The 14,559-nt window shown below is 64.4% G+C and carries 15 protein-coding genes and 1 tRNA gene; 11 read left to right on the forward strand and 5 right to left on the reverse strand.

All coding sequences use genetic code 11. The features are described 5' to 3' along the window. The first annotated feature begins 95 nt into the window (after positions 1–95). The 10 genes from BM052_RS07235 to BM052_RS07280 all read left to right on the forward strand — a co-directional run bounded on the left by BM052_RS07235 (position 96) and on the right by BM052_RS07280 (position 10,580). The gene (locus BM052_RS07235; RefSeq protein WP_091144940.1) at positions 96–938 is read left to right on the forward strand and encodes a CoxG family protein; all 843 of its coding nucleotides are present in this window, start codon (positions 96–98) and stop codon (positions 936–938) included. Further along, positions 935–1,804, forward strand: coding sequence for an FAD binding domain-containing protein (locus BM052_RS07240; RefSeq protein WP_091144942.1), 870 nt, complete (start codon positions 935–937; stop codon positions 1,802–1,804). The genes BM052_RS07235 and BM052_RS07240 overlap by 4 nt, the downstream gene beginning before the upstream one ends. Next, positions 1,801–2,277: a (2Fe-2S)-binding protein gene (locus BM052_RS07245; RefSeq protein WP_091144944.1), complete on the forward strand. Its 477-nt coding sequence runs from the start codon at positions 1,801–1,803 to the stop codon at positions 2,275–2,277. Before BM052_RS07240 ends, BM052_RS07245 begins: the two co-directional genes overlap by 4 nt. Then, a complete protein-coding gene (locus BM052_RS07250) occupies positions 2,274–4,595 on the forward strand; it encodes a xanthine dehydrogenase family protein molybdopterin-binding subunit (protein WP_091144947.1) in 2,322 nt (773 codons plus the stop codon). Before BM052_RS07245 ends, BM052_RS07250 begins: the two co-directional genes overlap by 4 nt. Positions 4,596–4,620: 25 nt before the next feature. Further along, entirely contained in the window at positions 4,621–5,601 is a 981-nt protein-coding gene (locus BM052_RS07255) for a thiamine pyrophosphate-dependent dehydrogenase E1 component subunit alpha (RefSeq protein ID WP_091144948.1), read from the forward strand. Further along, complete coding sequence (locus tag BM052_RS07260; protein ID WP_091144951.1) at positions 5,598–6,590, forward strand: alpha-ketoacid dehydrogenase subunit beta; 993 nt, start codon at positions 5,598–5,600, stop codon at positions 6,588–6,590. The genes BM052_RS07255 and BM052_RS07260 overlap by 4 nt, the downstream gene beginning before the upstream one ends. A gap of 118 nt (positions 6,591–6,708) precedes the next feature. Continuing rightward, the gene (locus tag BM052_RS07265; protein WP_091144953.1) at positions 6,709–7,542 is read left to right on the forward strand and encodes an SDR family NAD(P)-dependent oxidoreductase; all 834 of its coding nucleotides are present in this window, start codon (positions 6,709–6,711) and stop codon (positions 7,540–7,542) included. A gap of 175 nt (positions 7,543–7,717) precedes the next feature. After that, positions 7,718–8,896, forward strand: coding sequence for a thiolase C-terminal domain-containing protein (locus BM052_RS07270; protein ID WP_091144955.1), 1,179 nt, complete (start codon positions 7,718–7,720; stop codon positions 8,894–8,896). Then, positions 8,896–9,312, forward strand: coding sequence for a Zn-ribbon domain-containing OB-fold protein (locus BM052_RS07275; protein ID WP_091144957.1), 417 nt, complete (start codon positions 8,896–8,898; stop codon positions 9,310–9,312). Before BM052_RS07270 ends, BM052_RS07275 begins: the two co-directional genes overlap by 1 nt. Positions 9,313–9,377: 65 nt before the next feature. Further along, positions 9,378–10,580 carry a cytochrome P450 gene (locus BM052_RS07280; RefSeq protein ID WP_177198368.1) on the forward strand — a complete coding sequence of 401 codons (1,203 nt, stop codon included), beginning with the start codon at positions 9,378–9,380 and terminating at the stop codon, positions 10,578–10,580. 208 nt (positions 10,581–10,788) lie between these two features. Here the strand turns inward: BM052_RS07280 and BM052_RS07285 are convergent, their stop codons facing one another. Next, on the reverse strand, positions 10,789–11,613 hold the full coding sequence (locus BM052_RS07285) for a DUF1134 domain-containing protein (RefSeq protein ID WP_091144962.1): 825 nt from the start codon (positions 11,611–11,613) through the stop codon (positions 10,789–10,791). Positions 11,614–11,878: 265 nt separating this feature from the next. Here BM052_RS07285 and BM052_RS07290 point away from each other — a divergent pair. Beyond that, a tRNA-Ser gene (locus tag BM052_RS07290) sits at positions 11,879–11,970 on the forward strand. Positions 11,971–12,097: 127 nt separating this feature from the next. On the opposite strand, the gene BM052_RS07295 is transcribed toward BM052_RS07290, so the two are convergent. The 4 genes from BM052_RS07295 to BM052_RS07305 all read right to left on the reverse strand — a co-directional run bounded on the left by BM052_RS07295 (position 12,098) and on the right by BM052_RS07305 (position 14,288). After that, a complete protein-coding gene (locus BM052_RS07295; protein ID WP_091144965.1) occupies positions 12,098–12,478 on the reverse strand; it encodes a hypothetical protein in 381 nt (126 codons plus the stop codon). A 117-nt stretch (positions 12,479–12,595) separates the two neighbouring features. Then, complete coding sequence (locus BM052_RS19390; protein ID WP_143084764.1) at positions 12,596–12,934, reverse strand: hypothetical protein; 339 nt, start codon at positions 12,932–12,934, stop codon at positions 12,596–12,598. Continuing rightward, positions 12,931–13,350, reverse strand: a complete 420-nt coding sequence (locus BM052_RS07300; RefSeq protein ID WP_091144967.1) for a DUF5681 domain-containing protein — start codon at positions 13,348–13,350, stop codon at positions 12,931–12,933. Before BM052_RS07300 ends, BM052_RS19390 begins: the two co-directional genes overlap by 4 nt. A 212-nt stretch (positions 13,351–13,562) precedes the next feature. Then, positions 13,563–14,288, reverse strand: coding sequence for a hypothetical protein (locus BM052_RS07305; protein WP_143084765.1), 726 nt, complete (start codon positions 14,286–14,288; stop codon positions 13,563–13,565). Positions 14,289–14,559 lie beyond the last annotated feature (271 nt).

Consider the following 14,559-nt stretch of genomic DNA (forward strand, 5'->3'; position numbering starts at 1 on the left):
GCGGCAGCCTCGCCTTGCAGGACAGCAGCAGTTGAACCGCTCGCAGGGTCAGAATTCCGAAAAGGCCAGAAATCCGCCAAGGAGCGTCGCGAACGATGAAAATGAATGGCGAGCAGGTGATCGCCGCGCCGCGCGCGCGGGTCTGGGATGCCTTGAACGATCCGGAGGTGCTCAAGCAGTGCATCCCCGGTTGCCAGTCGCTGGAGAAGGAGGCCGATGATCGGCTGAAGGCCACCGTCGCGATCAAGATCGGGCCGATCGGCGCGCGCTTCAACGGCGCCGTCACTTTGTCCGAGCTTGACCCACCCAATTCCTACGTGATTTCCGGCGAAGGCCAGGGCGGCACCGCCGGTTTCGCCCGGGGCGGCGCGCGGGTCACGCTGGCGGACGAGGGCGGCGCGACCCGGCTGACTTATGCCGTCGACGCCGAAGTGGGCGGCCGCCTGGCGCAAGTCGGCGGCCCGATCGTCGATGCCACCGCCAAGCAGCTCGCCGGGACATTCTTCAAGCGTTTCGGCGCGATCGTGGCGGCCAGCGAGGAAGCCGCCTCGGCGCCCGCAAGCGCGGGTGAAGCGCCGAGCGCGGCGCAACCCGCCGCGACGGCGGCGGCGCCCAGTCCGGTTCCAGGCCCAGTTTCGGGCCCTGCCCCGACCCCCGTCCCAAGCTTCGCCCCGGTAACGCCGATGCCGCAGCCGCAATCCGCACTGCTGCCCTGGATCGTTGCCGTGCTGCTTGCCGCACTCGCCGGATTCCTCGCGGGCGGTGCGGGCGGCGGCCATTCGCAGCCTTGGCAAGGTGCGGTCCTGGGCATCGCCATCGCCGCCGTCGCGCTGATGGGCTATCTGTGCGGAAAGCGCTCGGGGCCGGTGGTGGTCACGCTCGACCCGGCGGTTTCCCAGCTGATCGCACGGCCCGCCCCGGCGGGCAGCGGATCATGAAGCCCGCACCTTTCGACTACGTCGTGCCGGATACCGTCGAGGAAGCGCTGGAGCACCTCGATCGCGGTGCCGGCGATGCGACGATCCTGGCCGGCGGACAGACCCTGCTGCCGCTGCTGGCGCTGCGCATGTCGACGCCCGGCGTCATCATCGACATCAACCGCATCCCCGCGCTGCAAGGCATTTCCTTCGGCGGCGGGGCAACCCGCATCGCCCCGGTCACGCGCCAGAACGCGGCGCTGGGCAATGGCGACCTGGCGGCGGCCCTGCCCATGCTGACCACCGCAATCGCGCATGTCGGCCATTTCCAGACCCGCAATCGCGGCACTGTCGGCGGGTCGATCTCGCTGGGCGAACCGGCCGCGGAACTGCCCGCCGCCGCCGTCGCGCTGGGCGCCGAGATCGAGGCGCGCTCGCTGAACGGCGAGCGGCGCATCCCGGCGGAGGAATTCTATATCGGCCCTTACGCCAGTGTCCTGGAAATGGACGAACTGGTCACCGCGATCCATTTTCCGGACTGGGCACCCGGTTCGATCACCGTGTTTCACGAAGTGGCGCGCCGCCCCGGCGATTTCGCGCTGGTCGGGCTGGTGGGCGCGCTCACGCTCGAACAGGGGCGCATCGCCCGTGCCGGGCTGGCCTGGTTCGGCATGGGTCCCACGCCGATGAAAGCCGCCCAGGCCGAGGCCGCGCTGATCGGCCAGACGCCCGCGCAGGTCGACTGGAAGGCCGTGGCCGACCTCGCCGTATCCGAAACCGATCCCTTCGACGATCATTCCGCCGATGCCGATTACCGGCGCAACGTGGGGCGCAGCATCTTCGCGCGCACGCTGGCCGAGGCACTGGACCAGGGAGCCATGGCATGAGCGACCACGCAATCACGCTGACAGTCAACGGCAGGCAGTACACCGAACAGGTCGAGGCGCGCATGACCCTCGGCGATTTCCTGCGCGAGAAGCTGGGCCAGACCGGGCTTCACCTCGCCTGCGAACATGGCGTCTGCGGTGCCTGCACGATCGTCGTCGATGGCCTGGCCGTGCGGTCCTGCCTGATGTTCGCGGTTCAGGCCGATGGAACCGAGATCACCACGGTTGAAGGCGTGGCGGCGGCCGATGGCACGCTCAATCCGGTGCAACAGGCCATGCGCGAATGCCACGCGCTGCAGTGCGGCTTTTGCACGCCGGGCGTGGTGATGACGCTGACTTCGCTCACCACGGGCGAGAACGAGCCCAGCGAGGAAGCCCTGCTCAAGGCCATGTCCGGCCACTTGTGCCGCTGCACCGGCTATCAGGGCATCCGCAAGGCGATCAAGCAACTGACGGCGGGAGAAGCCGCATGAGCGTCCCCATCAGCGGCGCCGGCCGCTACATCGGCCAGCGCGTGCTGCGCAAGGAAGACCTTCGGCTCCTGACCGGGCGCGGCCAGTTCGTCGATGATATCGCGATTCCCGGCGTGCTCCATGTCGCCTACGTCCGCAGCCAGATCGCGCGCGGCCGCATCGTCTCGATGGACCTGGAGGCGGCGCGCGCCCTGCCCGGGGTCCGCGCGGTGCTGACCGCCGCGGACCTTGGCCAGTTCAACGTGCGCCTGTCGAACATGCACCTGCATGAAAACAACGGCCCGATCACCCTGCCGTTGACAGCGGAATACGTGCGCTATGTCGGCGATCCGGTGGCCATGGTGGTCGCCGAAAGCCGCTACATCGCCGAGGACGCGGTGGCGCTCGTCTATGTCGAATACGATGAGGAAGACCCCCTCATCACCGTCGAGGACGCGATGACCGGTCCGCTGGTCCATGCCGACCGGGAGAGCAACGTCCTTCTTCAGATCGGCCTGCCGCCAAACCCCGAGTACGAGCGTATCCTCGCCGGCGCGGCCAAAGTGGTGACCAGCACGCTGCGCCACCAGCGCATCGCCCAATCGACCATGGAGACCCGCGGCTGCGTTTCCAACCCGACCGGGATGGGCGAGCTGACCGTCTACATCGGCTGCCAGAGCACGCACATCGCCTCGGCCGCGATCGCCATCGCCTTCGGCCTTTCCGAAAACCAGGTCCGCGTCATCGCCCGCGACGTCGGCGGCGGTTTCGGACTCAAGGCCCAGCCCTGGCGCGAGGAAGCCGGCGCCATCGCCGCCAGCCTGCTGCTGCGCCGCCCGGTCAAGTGGATCGAGGACCGGCTCGAAGCGCTGACGACTTCGTGCCCCGCGCGCGAATCGGACATCACCACGACGATGGCCTTCGATGCCGATGCGAAGCTCCTCGCGATGGGCGTCGTCTACAATTCGAACAACGGCGCCTATCCGCACATGCCCGACGCCGGCATGCCGGTGATGATGTTCATGCCTGGCCCTTACCGGGTCCCGGTCTACCAGTTCACCGGCAAGGCGTGGTTCACCAATACGGTGGGCCTGGGCGGCTACCGCGCGCCCTGGGCGATCGAATCGCTCGCCCGCGAATCGCTGTTCGACAAGGCGGCGCGCGAGTTCGGCATCGATCCGATCGAGATCCGCCGGCGCAACCTGCTGACGTCGAGCGAAGTCCCGGCCCGCAATCCGCTGGGCATCGAGATCGACAACATCACGCCGATCGAATGCCTGGACAACCTGCTGACCAAGATCGACGTGCCAGCTTTCCGTGCCGAACAGGCCGAAGCCCGCAAGCAGGGCCGCTATCTGGGCCTGGGCATCGCCACCTACATCGAGCCGACCGCCGCGAATGGCATCTTCCCGCTGCTGAGCGATCATGCGCAGATCCGCATCGACCATGCCGGCAAGGTCATCGCCAACCTCAGCACCCATTCGCAGGGGCAGGGGATCGAGACCACCCATGCGCAGATCATCGCCGAGCAGCTCGGCGTCAGCGTCGACGATGTCACCATCTACCAGGACGATTCGACCCGCAGCGGCTTCGGCCCGGGCGGGGCGGGCAGCCGCCAGGCCGTTGTCGCCGGCGGCGCCATCATCCGCACCGCGCGGCTGCTGACCGACAAGATCAAGGCCATTGCCGCCCATGCGCTCAATGCCAACCCGGACGATATCACGATCGAAGACGGCATGGTCAAAGTCGCCGGCGCCGAGGCCATGTCCCGTTCGCTCAGGGAAATCGCCGAGCTTGCCTATGGCGATGCCAAGCGTTTGCCGCCGGGCATGGAAGCCGGGCTCGATGCGCAATATCGCTACACCGCACCGCGCATGTTCACCCATGCCACCGCCGCGCATGCCTGCGTGGTGGAGGTCGATGCGGAAACCGGCTTCGTGCAGATCAAGCGCTGGATCAGCAGCGAGGACTGCGGTGTCCAGATCAACCCCGCGATCGTCGAGGGCCAGATCGCCGGCGGCGTGGCGCAGGCGATCGGCGTCGTGCTGCATGAAGAGTTCACGATCGATGCCCGCGGCAATCCCACCGCGGTGACGTTCAAGGACTATCACCTGCCGGCGATCACCGACGTGCCGATCTTGGAATATACCCATATCTCCACGCCTTCCGATAGCGAAGGCGGCTTTCGCGGCGTGGGTGAAGGCGGTATCATCATCGGTGGGCCGACCCTGCTCAACGCGGTCGCGGACGCAATGGTCCCGTTCGGCACTTTGCCCGACGACCTGCCCATGACACCGTCAAAATTGCTCAAGCTCATGCATTCGGAAATGCCCGCCTGACCGGCGGCGAACCACGAGGAACGCGATGACCAACGCCTATATCCCCGACGGGCCCACCCAGCTTGCGATGTTCCGCAAGATGGCGCTGCTCAAGATCAACGACGAAAAGACGCGCAGGGCGATCAGCACCGGTCGCCTGGTGATGTCGTTCTACAGCTATCGCGGGCAGGAAGTGATCCCTTCCGCCCTGGCGGTGAACCTGCGCGATACCGATTATCTCTGCACGATCTATCGCGGCATTCACGACATGCTGGCCAAGGGCATGCCGCTGAAGGACCTCTGGGCGGAAGTCGCCGGCCGCATGGACGGCACCTGCAAGGGCAAGGGCGGCCCGATGCACCTGACCTATCCGGCCAAGGGCATCATGGTCACCACCGGCATCGTCGGTTCCTCCATGCCGATCGCCAACGGGCTTGGCTGGGGCGCGCAGCTGCAGGGCCGCGACGACGTTTCGGTCGCGACTTTCGGTGACGGCGCCGCCAACATCGGCGCGTTCCACGAATCGCTGAACCTTGCGGCGGTGTGGAAGCTGCCCGTGGTCTTCGTCTGCCAGAACAACCGCTACAGCGAGCACACCGCCTATTCGACGGTGACGCCGATCGAACGCATCTCCGATCGCGCCGCAGCCTACGGCATCCCGGGCATCCATGTCGACGGCAACGATCCCGTCGCCATGTACGCCGCCGCCGCCGAAGCCATCGCGCGTGCCCGCGCCGGCGAAGGCCCGACGCTGATCGAGGCGATCACGTTCCGCTTCAACGGCCACGTCTTCGGTGATCCGGCCGGCTATATCCCCAAGGAAGAGCTGCAGACCGCGATGGCAGCCGATCCCTACCCGCGCTACCGCGCCAAGCTGATCGCCGAAAGCCTCGCGACCGAGGCGGAACTCGCCGAAATCGAAGCCGATTGCGAAGCCCAGATCGAAGAAGCGATCGCCTTCGCCCTGAATTCGCCCTTCCCGGGCCTCGAGGAGCTGTCCTCGGACGTTTACGGAGCCGCCGCATGAGCCAGGACAAGCCAGTCACCATCGTCAACGCCCTGAACGCGGCGTTGACCGACGCCATGGCCGACGATGACACCGTATTGGTCATCGGCGAGGACGTGGGCGATCCCGAGGGCGGCGGCGTCGTCGGCGTAACCGCCGGCCTTTCCACCCGCTTCGGCGATCATCGCTGCCGTTCCACCCCGATTTCCGAGCAGGCGATCATGGGTGCGGCGATCGGCGCCAGCCTGATCGGCTTCAAGCCGGTGGCCGAAATCATGCTGATGAACTTCACCGCCGTGGCCATGGACATGATCGTCAACCACGCCGCCAAGCTGCGCTACATGTCGGGCGGGCAGACCAGCGTGCCGATCGTGATCCGCTGCATGACCGGCGCCGGGCTCTCCACCGGCGGCCAGCACTCCGACTTCGTCGAAGCGTGGTTCGCCCATACCGCCGGCATGAAGGTCGTCGCGCCTTCGACCACCGAGGACGCCTATGGCCTGATCCGCAGCGCGATCGACGATCCCGATCCGGTGCTGGTGATCGAGAACACGCCGAACTACGGCGCCAAGGGGCCTGCCCCGGTCGCCGGCCACCGCGTGCCGATCGGCAAGGCGGCGATCCGTTCGGAAGGCAGCGACGTGACCATCGTCGCCTATTCGCGCACCGCGATGGAAGCGGTCGCCGCGCTTCCGGCCATGACCGAAGCCGGCATCAGCGCCGAAGTGATCGATCTGCGCTCGATCCAGCCTTGGGACGAGGAAGCCGTGCTCGCCTCGGTCGCCAAGACCGGGCGCTGCCTGGTCGTGCATGAGGCGGTCACCCCCTTCGGCCCCGGCGCCGAGATCGCCGCGGTCGTGCAGGAACGCCTGTTCGGCAAGCTCAAGGCCCCGGTCATGCGCTTCGGCGCACCGTTCAACCCGGTGCCCTTCAGCAAGTCGCTGGAAGACGCGCATATCCCCAAGGCCGCGCGGATCGCCGAACGGGCGATCGCGATGGTGAAGGGCTGAACATCAAGCGTGGGCGGGCTCCATCACCAGGGCCCGCCCATGCGATCAGTACAACAAAATAATCAGAACCCTGGCCCCGTCCATCCGCCGGCGCCACGGCGCAAGAAGGACGATGGGAATGACTGAACTGGCGAACAAGGTTGCAATCGTCACCGGCGGCAGCGCCGGAATCGGCTTCGGGATCGCCCAGCGGCTCGCCAGCGAAGGCGCGCGGGTCGTGATCGCCGACATCAACGAGGCGGCGGGCCACCAGGCGGTCGCCGCGCTGGGGGCCAACGCCTCGTTCTGGCGCACCGACGTCGCCGATCAGCAGCAACTGCGCGATCTCGTCGATCATGTCGCCGCCGACTGCGGCCGGCTGGACATCATGATTAACAACGCCGGGATCGGCGGCGCCAACCACCCGCGCCTGCTGGACGACGATCTTTCCGATTTCCACCAAGTCATGGCGATCGACCTGCTTGGCGTCATGGCCGGCACGCGCGAAGCGGCCCGCGTGATGCAGGAGAACGGCGGGGGTTCGATCGTCAACATCTCCTCGATCGGAGGCATCAACGCTTCAGCCGGCAACTGGACCTACCACGTCGCCAAGTCCTCGGTCATCATGTTCACCAAGTGCGCGGCGATCGATCTTGGCGCCATGAACATCCGGGTCAACGCGATCGCCCCCGGCAACATCGAAACCGAGATTCTCGGCCGCAGCATGGGTGCGAACCTGTCGCCGGAAAAGCAGGCCGAACTCGCCGGCTCCCTCCGCCAGTTCATCATCTCGCGCCAGGCGCTGAAGCGCCAGGGCAAGGTGGAGGATATCGCCGAAGCGGTGCTGTTCTTCGTGACCGACCGATCGCGCTACGTCACCGGCACGCTGCTTCCGGTCGACGGCGGACTGGTCGCCGGCACCGCCCGGTCGTCTGGCGGCGTCGAAGGCCTGAGGAAGCAGGCGCAGGCCTGAACGCGGGGACAGTCGGGCACCACCTCGAAAAGGTTCGCATCGCCTTGACCGAGGCCATGCTCACGACCTATATTGTCAGTCGGGTGACAGATTTGGCGCGTGCCGGATCCGTCACGGATTCGGTGTTGTCCGGCGCCTGCGCCGATCAGCGCCGCGATGCTGGGAGAGACAAGCAATGAGTGGCAATGGGGAACGTTTCCCACGCGGCCAGGCGGCTATCGTCGGGATCGGCTGCACCGAGTTCTCCAAGGACTCGGGAGTCAGCACTTTCGCGCTGGCGACGCGGGCCATCCGCGCGGCGATCGCCGACGCCGGGCTGGAAATCGGCGACATCGACGGACTGTGCACTTACGGCACCGCCGACTCGGTATCGCCCAACCTGCTGGCCCAGGCTCTCGGGATCCAGAGCCTGAACTATTACGTCGACCAGTACCTGGGCGGCAGCGTCTCGATGTCAGTGATGGGCCAGGCGACCCTGGCGGTCAGCGCCGGCGTGGCCGACTGCGTGATCTGCTACCGCGCGATCAACGGCCGCTCGGAAATCCGCAAGAACGGCGCCGGTGCCGGCCCCGCCCGCGCGCCGTGGGACATCCAGTTCAAAATGCCTTCGGGCTACATGGTTCCCGCCCAGGAAATGGCCATGAACGCCCGCGCCCACATGCTGCGCTACGGCACCACCAGCGAGGACCTGGGCCGCATCGCCGTGCTGAGCCGGACCAACGCGCTCGACAACGAGCGCGCCATGATGCGCAAGCCGATCACGCTGGACGACTACATGGCCAGCGAGTGGATCGCCGAACCGTTCCACAAGCTCGACTGCTGCCTTGAAACCGATGGCGCGGTGGCGGTGGTGATCGTCAATGCCGAACGCGCGCGCGACCTTCCGCACCGCCCGGTGCTGATCCAGGGCGCCGCCTGGGGCGGCGGCATATCGATCGCCAACAACGGCTTCGACGATCTTGCCGAATCCCCCGCGCGCCCGATCGCCGATCGCCTGTTCAAGTCCGCCGGCATGAGCCCGCAGGACATCGACTTCGCCGAATTCTACGATTGCTTCACCTACCCGGTGCTTTCGCAGATCGAAGGCTACGGCTTCTGCAAGGCGGGTGAAGTGCCCGGCATGCTGAAGGACGGCGCGTTCGACCGCGCAACCGGCACGCTGCCGATCAACACCCACGGCGGCCTGCTTTCCGAAGGCTATATCCACGGCATGAACCACGTCTACGAAGCGGTGCAGCAGATCCGCGGCGATGCCGCCCATCGTCAGGTGAAGAAGCACGACGTCGCGCTGGTGACCGGCCAGCTCGGCTATGTCAGCGGCTATTCCTCGGCCACGATCCTGAGGGGTGCGTGATGGCCGAACGTCTCGTCAAGCCGATGCCCGACCGCGATACGGTCGCCTATTGGCAAGCCCTGGCCGACGGCAAGCTCGTCGTCACCCACTGCCATGACTGCGGCCACTGGACCTGGCCGCCGCGCCCGATCTGTTCGGGTTGCCATGGCGACAACCTGGCGCTCGACGAAGTGAAGGGCACCGGCGAAGTCTATAGCTGGATCGTCGTCCACCGCTCGACGACGCCCGACATGATGCAATATGTGCCCTATTGCCTTGCCCTCGTCCGGCTCGACGAACAGGCCGACATCTACATTCCCGGCCGCTTGATTTCGGACAAGGAAGTCCATCGCGGCATGCGGGTACGCGTGGTTCCTGAGAGGATTACCGATCACCTTGGCGACCTTGCCTGGACAACCGAAGACGTCCCGGCCTGAGCACGCAATTCGGCTCGCGGCCGCGGAACCCGAACAAAGACAAATCAGGGATGCAACCGAAACCCATGACGCAAGAACCCCTCCCCTATCCGTTCGCGGAACCCACCCGCCTCGACGTCGATCCCCGCTATGAGGAGATCCGCAAGCAGGGCATCGTGCGCGTTCAGCTGCCCTATGGTGAGCCGACTTGGCTTATCACCAGTGTCGCCGATGCCCGCATCGCTTACGATTTTCGCAAGTTCGGCCGTACCGAGGGCCTGAAGCACGCCATTCCGGGCCTGCACAATACCGAACAGATCAAGATCCCCTCGCTGCTGCTGCACATGGATCCGCCCGAGCACACCCGCATCCGCCAGCTGGCCGCCGGGGCCTTCTCGCCCGATCGCATCCAGAAGCTGTCGGAATGGGTGCAGGGCATCGTCGACGAACTGTTCGATGCGATCGAGGCCGAAGGTCCCGGCGCCGATTTCATCAAGATGTATTCCCACGTGCTGCCGGTGCGCGTGCTTGCCGGCGTCCTCGGGATTCCGAAGGACAAGGCCTTCGAATTCAAGCAGTGGATCGATATTTCCTCGGACTTCAACAATTCGCCCGAAGTCAAGCTCGATGCCCGGACCCGCACGCTGGACTTCATTCGCGACCTGATCGCCCAGCGGCGCGAAAAGCCGGAGGATGACCTGCTTTCCGTACTGGTCCACGCGCGTGACAACGAGGACAAGTTCGAAGAGGACGAACTGGTCAGCCTGGCCATGGCGCTGTGGCACGGCGGCTTCAAGACCACGCTTTGGCAACTGAGCACAACCGTGTTCACGCTGATGACCCACCCCGATCACTGGCGCGAACTGAAGGACAAGCCCGAGATCATGAACGCCGCGCTCAACGAGCTGTGGCGCTGGATTCCCAGCTTCAAGTACGGCGTTCCCTTCGGCTTCTGGGCCAAGGAAGACGTGACTTTCACCAATGGCCAGGTGGTGAAGAAGAACGAACCGGTGCTCGTCGAATTCGCCGTGGTCAATCGCGACAACGCGGTCTGGCCCGATGCCGACAAGCTGGACTTCCACCGCGTCAAGCCGCCGCAGCATTACGCCTTCACCGCCGGCGCCCATTCCTGCGTCGGACAGCATCTGGCCAAGCTGCAGATCCGGCTGACGGTCGAAACCCTGATCCGCCGTTTCCCCACGCTGGAACTGGCGATCCCGGCCGAAGACGTCGCATTCGACCCCGCGTCGTTCATGCGCAGCATCCTGTCGCTGCCGATCAAGTGGTAAGCGGCCACGACGAACATTGATCTCGTGCTGATCGGGTAGCTGCGTTTACGCCGCAACCCGATCAGCACGCCTGTGCACCGCACGGAAAATTCGCGTGACACCAATGGTTCCGGGGAATGACTGGCCTTTCCGGTAAGTCCGGGAAGGACGGGTCATGCGATGAGGCCATTGGCATCACAGGCACCTGCCGCCACAGGCACGAACGCGCTCAGAACGGCACCCAGTTCTGCTTGTGCGAGAACTTCATATAGCCGACGTTAGCTCCCAGCCGCAGGCCGGCGCCGGCGCGGACCGGGATCAGCACGACATTGCCGCGCCGCAGATAGCTGACGGTGAAGCCGCCGATGAGATAGGCCTGCCCCTCGCCCGCGCCGAAGCGCTTGTAAAGATCCTCGCTATCGTAAAGATTGTAGACCAGCACGAAGGCATTGCCCGCGTTGGCACCGGCGTCGAAGCCGATCGAGGGACCGGTCCAGTATACCGGCCGCTCGCCCTCCACCTTGTGGTGCAGCGTGCCCGAACCATAGCGCAGGCCAAGCGCGAAAGCGCCGCCGGCTTCGCGGCCCACGATATAGGCGTTGGGCTCGCCCTGTTTGGCCAGCAGATCCTTGATGAGGTCGGCAAGGCCCTTGGCGCCCTTGCCGAACACGCCCTCAGCGGCGCCGATAAGATCGTCCTCGCGATAAGTGGAGCCGGCATCCGGTGCCTGGGCAGTCGGCGCGGGGGTCGACATCGGGTTGGCATTCCCGCCGGCGATGCCGCCATCGGCCGGCATCGGCGTGCCGTTGGCGCTGGCCGGCGGGGCAGGCTCGGTCGAAGGCAATTCGCTGGAAGGGGACGAGGAAAAAGTGGTGCCCCGATTGATATCCGCGTCGATCGCCGTGTCGGGATCGACGGTGGTGACTTGCGCGAAGGCGGGCGCGGCGGGGGTGATCGCCGCGAGCATCGCCGCCGCCAGTGCGACAGCCTGAACACGAAGCGGCCGGCGGGCGCGGCGACGCACCTTTTCTGGTTCCTGGTTGCGAACTGGCATATGACGACCCCTCCTCGCGCGAATGGCAAGATATAGCTTGTGGACCCGAACCCCGCTCACGGCGCGGCACGAACGGCGGCAACCCACAAGAATCCACCACGCCTGACCCCGCAATGAACGGTCGACAGACCGAGTCCGTTTTGCGGCGGGCCGAATCCGAAAACGCATCGGTCGGCACATTTCCCGCGAATTCGCCCAAATACGATGCCACCGCCCCTTGCCGCCCGCAAAGGGCCTCGCTATAGCGCCGCCCTGAGCCGCATCCGGAGACGTGGGTGAGTGGCTGAAACCAGCGGTTTGCTAAACCGTCGTGCCCTTAAGAGGGCACCCCGGGTTCGAATCCCGGCGTCTCCGCCAGCGCCTACGATTGCTCGGCCGTAAGTGACTGTTTACACTGTACTTTCCCGGCCACAGGGGGTCTTGTGGTCGGCGATATCACCATCTGCCCACCATATCCGACTGCATCGTTATGCGACGGCTTGCATCAAGCCGAGCCTTCGACTTGCATCATCCCATGCGTCCACGCCAGCGAGCCCAGCACGAAGTCACGCCACGCTCGATCCGCATCGTCCGCTTCTGACAGCAGGTTGCGCAGCTTCGCTTCAGTCATGCCATCGCGCGCCAGCATCATCACTGTTTCAGCGTTGATGTTGATCGTGTCGCCCTCGCGTGAAACCGGCACGTCCGCATCGTAGCGACACCGCGAAGCGACTGAGAGTTGCCCGCGAATCGGATGGGCCATGATCTCGGTCGCCCCGATCTCGGCGCAATAATCAGCGAACGGGACGAGCCGCATCCGCAACTGTGACCATTCGAACACGATGGCCTGCCGGACGTTGTTGATTAGTATCGCGTGATTGTGCATTGTTTTTCCTTTGGGAAATTAGGGTTCGGTTCGCCGATGGCTAAAACGATAAAATTCATTGTTCGCTCCATTTCTGCCGGGAGTTTTATTCGGTTGTCTCTTTTGGCCGGTATTTGCTCAGCCCGGTTCGATCATCGCTCGATAGTCCTCTGCCGGATCACCGCTGCGCATCGGCTCAGGCGGAAACAGCTTGTCCCGCAACGACTTGGGCCGCAGCACCGGAGCACCCGCTAATTCGCGATGATCTGCGGTATCGTTGAGATACTGCTCATAACGCCAAGTTGGCCCATGCAATTCGATTATTTTCCTGTTCCATTCTTCATATTCTTGCTTCCATTCAAAATATCTGTCACGCTCCCATTGCTCACAATGAAACAATTTATGTTCAATTGATCCTTCGCGCAGCGTAAAATCTATTATATCCTTTAACGCTTTTCGGATGCTTATTTTACTCATTTCTTCACCGCATCCATGAACGCACGAAATTCTTCGATTTGCGCTTTGATTTCTTGAAGGTCCGCCGCTTCACCAGCACTTCGAAACGCTTGTGCCAGCCGGGCAGCTTCGTCCGGAGAGAGTTCAGCGTTGGCGGCAGCGTCGATGATCGCGCGCGGATCGCTGGAATCCAGTTCCACGGGGCGGCCACCTTTTGGTAGGACATAATCGAGAACGATGCGGATTGCTGTCATGTTGCCTTGCCGAACCTGCTCTTCGAGTGCATCTAGGGCGATATCGCCCATGCCTTGAACCCGAAGGACCGCGCCCTTGCTCGCCTTGTTTCGGCTGCCCGGCTTTCGCCCAGGATTGCCCGAACCGGGCAGAAACTGGCCAGTTGCGGGGTCTTTGGCGTAACTGATCGGCGTCACGGTCATCGTTTAAATCCAGGTTGTTTGACAGCCGCGCTCAACAAGCCAGGCAGCGAGTGAAGCGGTGTTGATTCTGCCGCGTTCCGTCACCGGAAAGCCGTGCCCCCGACGCCAATTGCACGCCACGGCTCGACTGATGCCAAGTCGCGAATACGCCTCCCCCGGTGCGATCCGGGGCACCGGGGGCAACGTGACGACACGGGGCGACGTGATCGGCCTCATGCGGCGAGAACACGCGCCAGTGCGTCATCGGCGGTGATGTGAAGCGCGGCGGCAAGGTATCCCACCAGGTGTTGGAGAACCGACTCGTTCGCTTCCACGGCATCGAGCCTGCCACGGTGATATGCCCCGGCAAGCTCCGCCTCTGCCTGTACGGCGGGGGCATCAGGGCCAACAGCGAGCAATCGTGCCAGTGATGGCTTGCGGGGCGCGGAAGCGTTCAGGCCGGCTCTTTCGATATGATAGAGCGGCAGCGCCCGCTCGCGTGCCAGTTCGACCGCTTGCGGCGGCAGTTCGGCCAGGTTGCCCGGTTCAAGGATCGCGGCCAGCTCCACCGCGCTTGCGCTGGCGATCTTGCCCATCTTGCCACCGATGCCGCCCTGCCGGAACGCAGCCCTGATCTCGGGGCCGTTCACCTTCGCGGCATCGGCGATGGTGGGCGGTGGCGTCAGGGCGCGGGCATCGGCTTCGGCGGTCGCTCGGGCGTCGGCCAGAGCGGCATTGAGCGCGGACTTCGAAGCGGCCAGCAGCGGCCCCGCTTCGCGTGCAATCCGAGCCGGAGCCGCTTCGGGCTTCATGACTGTTTCAACCTCGGTGGCGCGACGCGTGAAGGCGTCGAGCACCGGCACCAGTGGCGCCATGATCTCACTGTTCGGGATATGCACGGGGGCACCGTTAGCCGTGAAGACCGGTCCGCGATCCGTTTCGTTTCTGGTAAATGGCATGTCATGCTCCAAGGTAAAAGTAATCCCCGAAGCATGACATGTAATATTCGTTCGTCAAGAAGAAAATACACGCAACAAACTTACCATCGTGAAAGTGTATATTGTAGAATATGACGTTATATCGTTATGACTGTTAATTCTCGATCACAGGGCGGCGGAACAGTCGGGACAGCAAGAACACCCTTTTCAGAAACTCTATAAATCCACTGAGCGATTAACTGCATAACTCAAAAAAATTCTCAGGTTTCCGGTTTAGCTGTTCTTGCTGTTC

This window comes from Novosphingobium sp. CF614 (genome assembly GCF_900113255.1).
Classification (GTDB): domain Bacteria; phylum Pseudomonadota; class Alphaproteobacteria; order Sphingomonadales; family Sphingomonadaceae; genus Novosphingobium.

Coding starts and splice junctions, on each gene's coding strand:
- BM052_RS07270 (WP_091144955.1), top strand. CDS start 7,718: ATGAGTGGCAATGGGGAACGTTTCCCACGCGGCCAGGCGGCTATCGTC.
- BM052_RS07260 (WP_091144951.1), top strand. CDS start 5,598: ATGAGCCAGGACAAGCCAGTCACCATCGTCAACGCCCTGAACGCGGCG.
- BM052_RS07275 (WP_091144957.1), top strand. CDS start 8,896: ATGGCCGAACGTCTCGTCAAGCCGATGCCCGACCGCGATACGGTCGCC.
- BM052_RS07235 (WP_091144940.1), top strand. CDS start 96: ATGAAAATGAATGGCGAGCAGGTGATCGCCGCGCCGCGCGCGCGGGTC.
- BM052_RS19390 (WP_143084764.1), bottom strand. CDS start 12,934: ATGAGTAAAATAAGCATCCGAAAAGCGTTAAAGGATATAATAGATTTT.
- BM052_RS07245 (WP_091144944.1), top strand. CDS start 1,801: ATGAGCGACCACGCAATCACGCTGACAGTCAACGGCAGGCAGTACACC.
- BM052_RS07300 (WP_091144967.1), bottom strand. CDS start 13,350: ATGACCGTGACGCCGATCAGTTACGCCAAAGACCCCGCAACTGGCCAG.
- BM052_RS07280 (WP_177198368.1), top strand. CDS start 9,378: ATGACGCAAGAACCCCTCCCCTATCCGTTCGCGGAACCCACCCGCCTC.
- BM052_RS07295 (WP_091144965.1), bottom strand. CDS start 12,478: ATGCACAATCACGCGATACTAATCAACAACGTCCGGCAGGCCATCGTG.
- BM052_RS07285 (WP_091144962.1), bottom strand. CDS start 11,613: ATGCCAGTTCGCAACCAGGAACCAGAAAAGGTGCGTCGCCGCGCCCGC.
- BM052_RS07255 (WP_091144948.1), top strand. CDS start 4,621: ATGACCAACGCCTATATCCCCGACGGGCCCACCCAGCTTGCGATGTTC.
- BM052_RS07305 (WP_143084765.1), bottom strand. CDS start 14,288: ATGCCATTTACCAGAAACGAAACGGATCGCGGACCGGTCTTCACGGCT.
- BM052_RS07250 (WP_091144947.1), top strand. CDS start 2,274: ATGAGCGTCCCCATCAGCGGCGCCGGCCGCTACATCGGCCAGCGCGTG.
- BM052_RS07240 (WP_091144942.1), top strand. CDS start 935: ATGAAGCCCGCACCTTTCGACTACGTCGTGCCGGATACCGTCGAGGAA.
- BM052_RS07265 (WP_091144953.1), top strand. CDS start 6,709: ATGACTGAACTGGCGAACAAGGTTGCAATCGTCACCGGCGGCAGCGCC.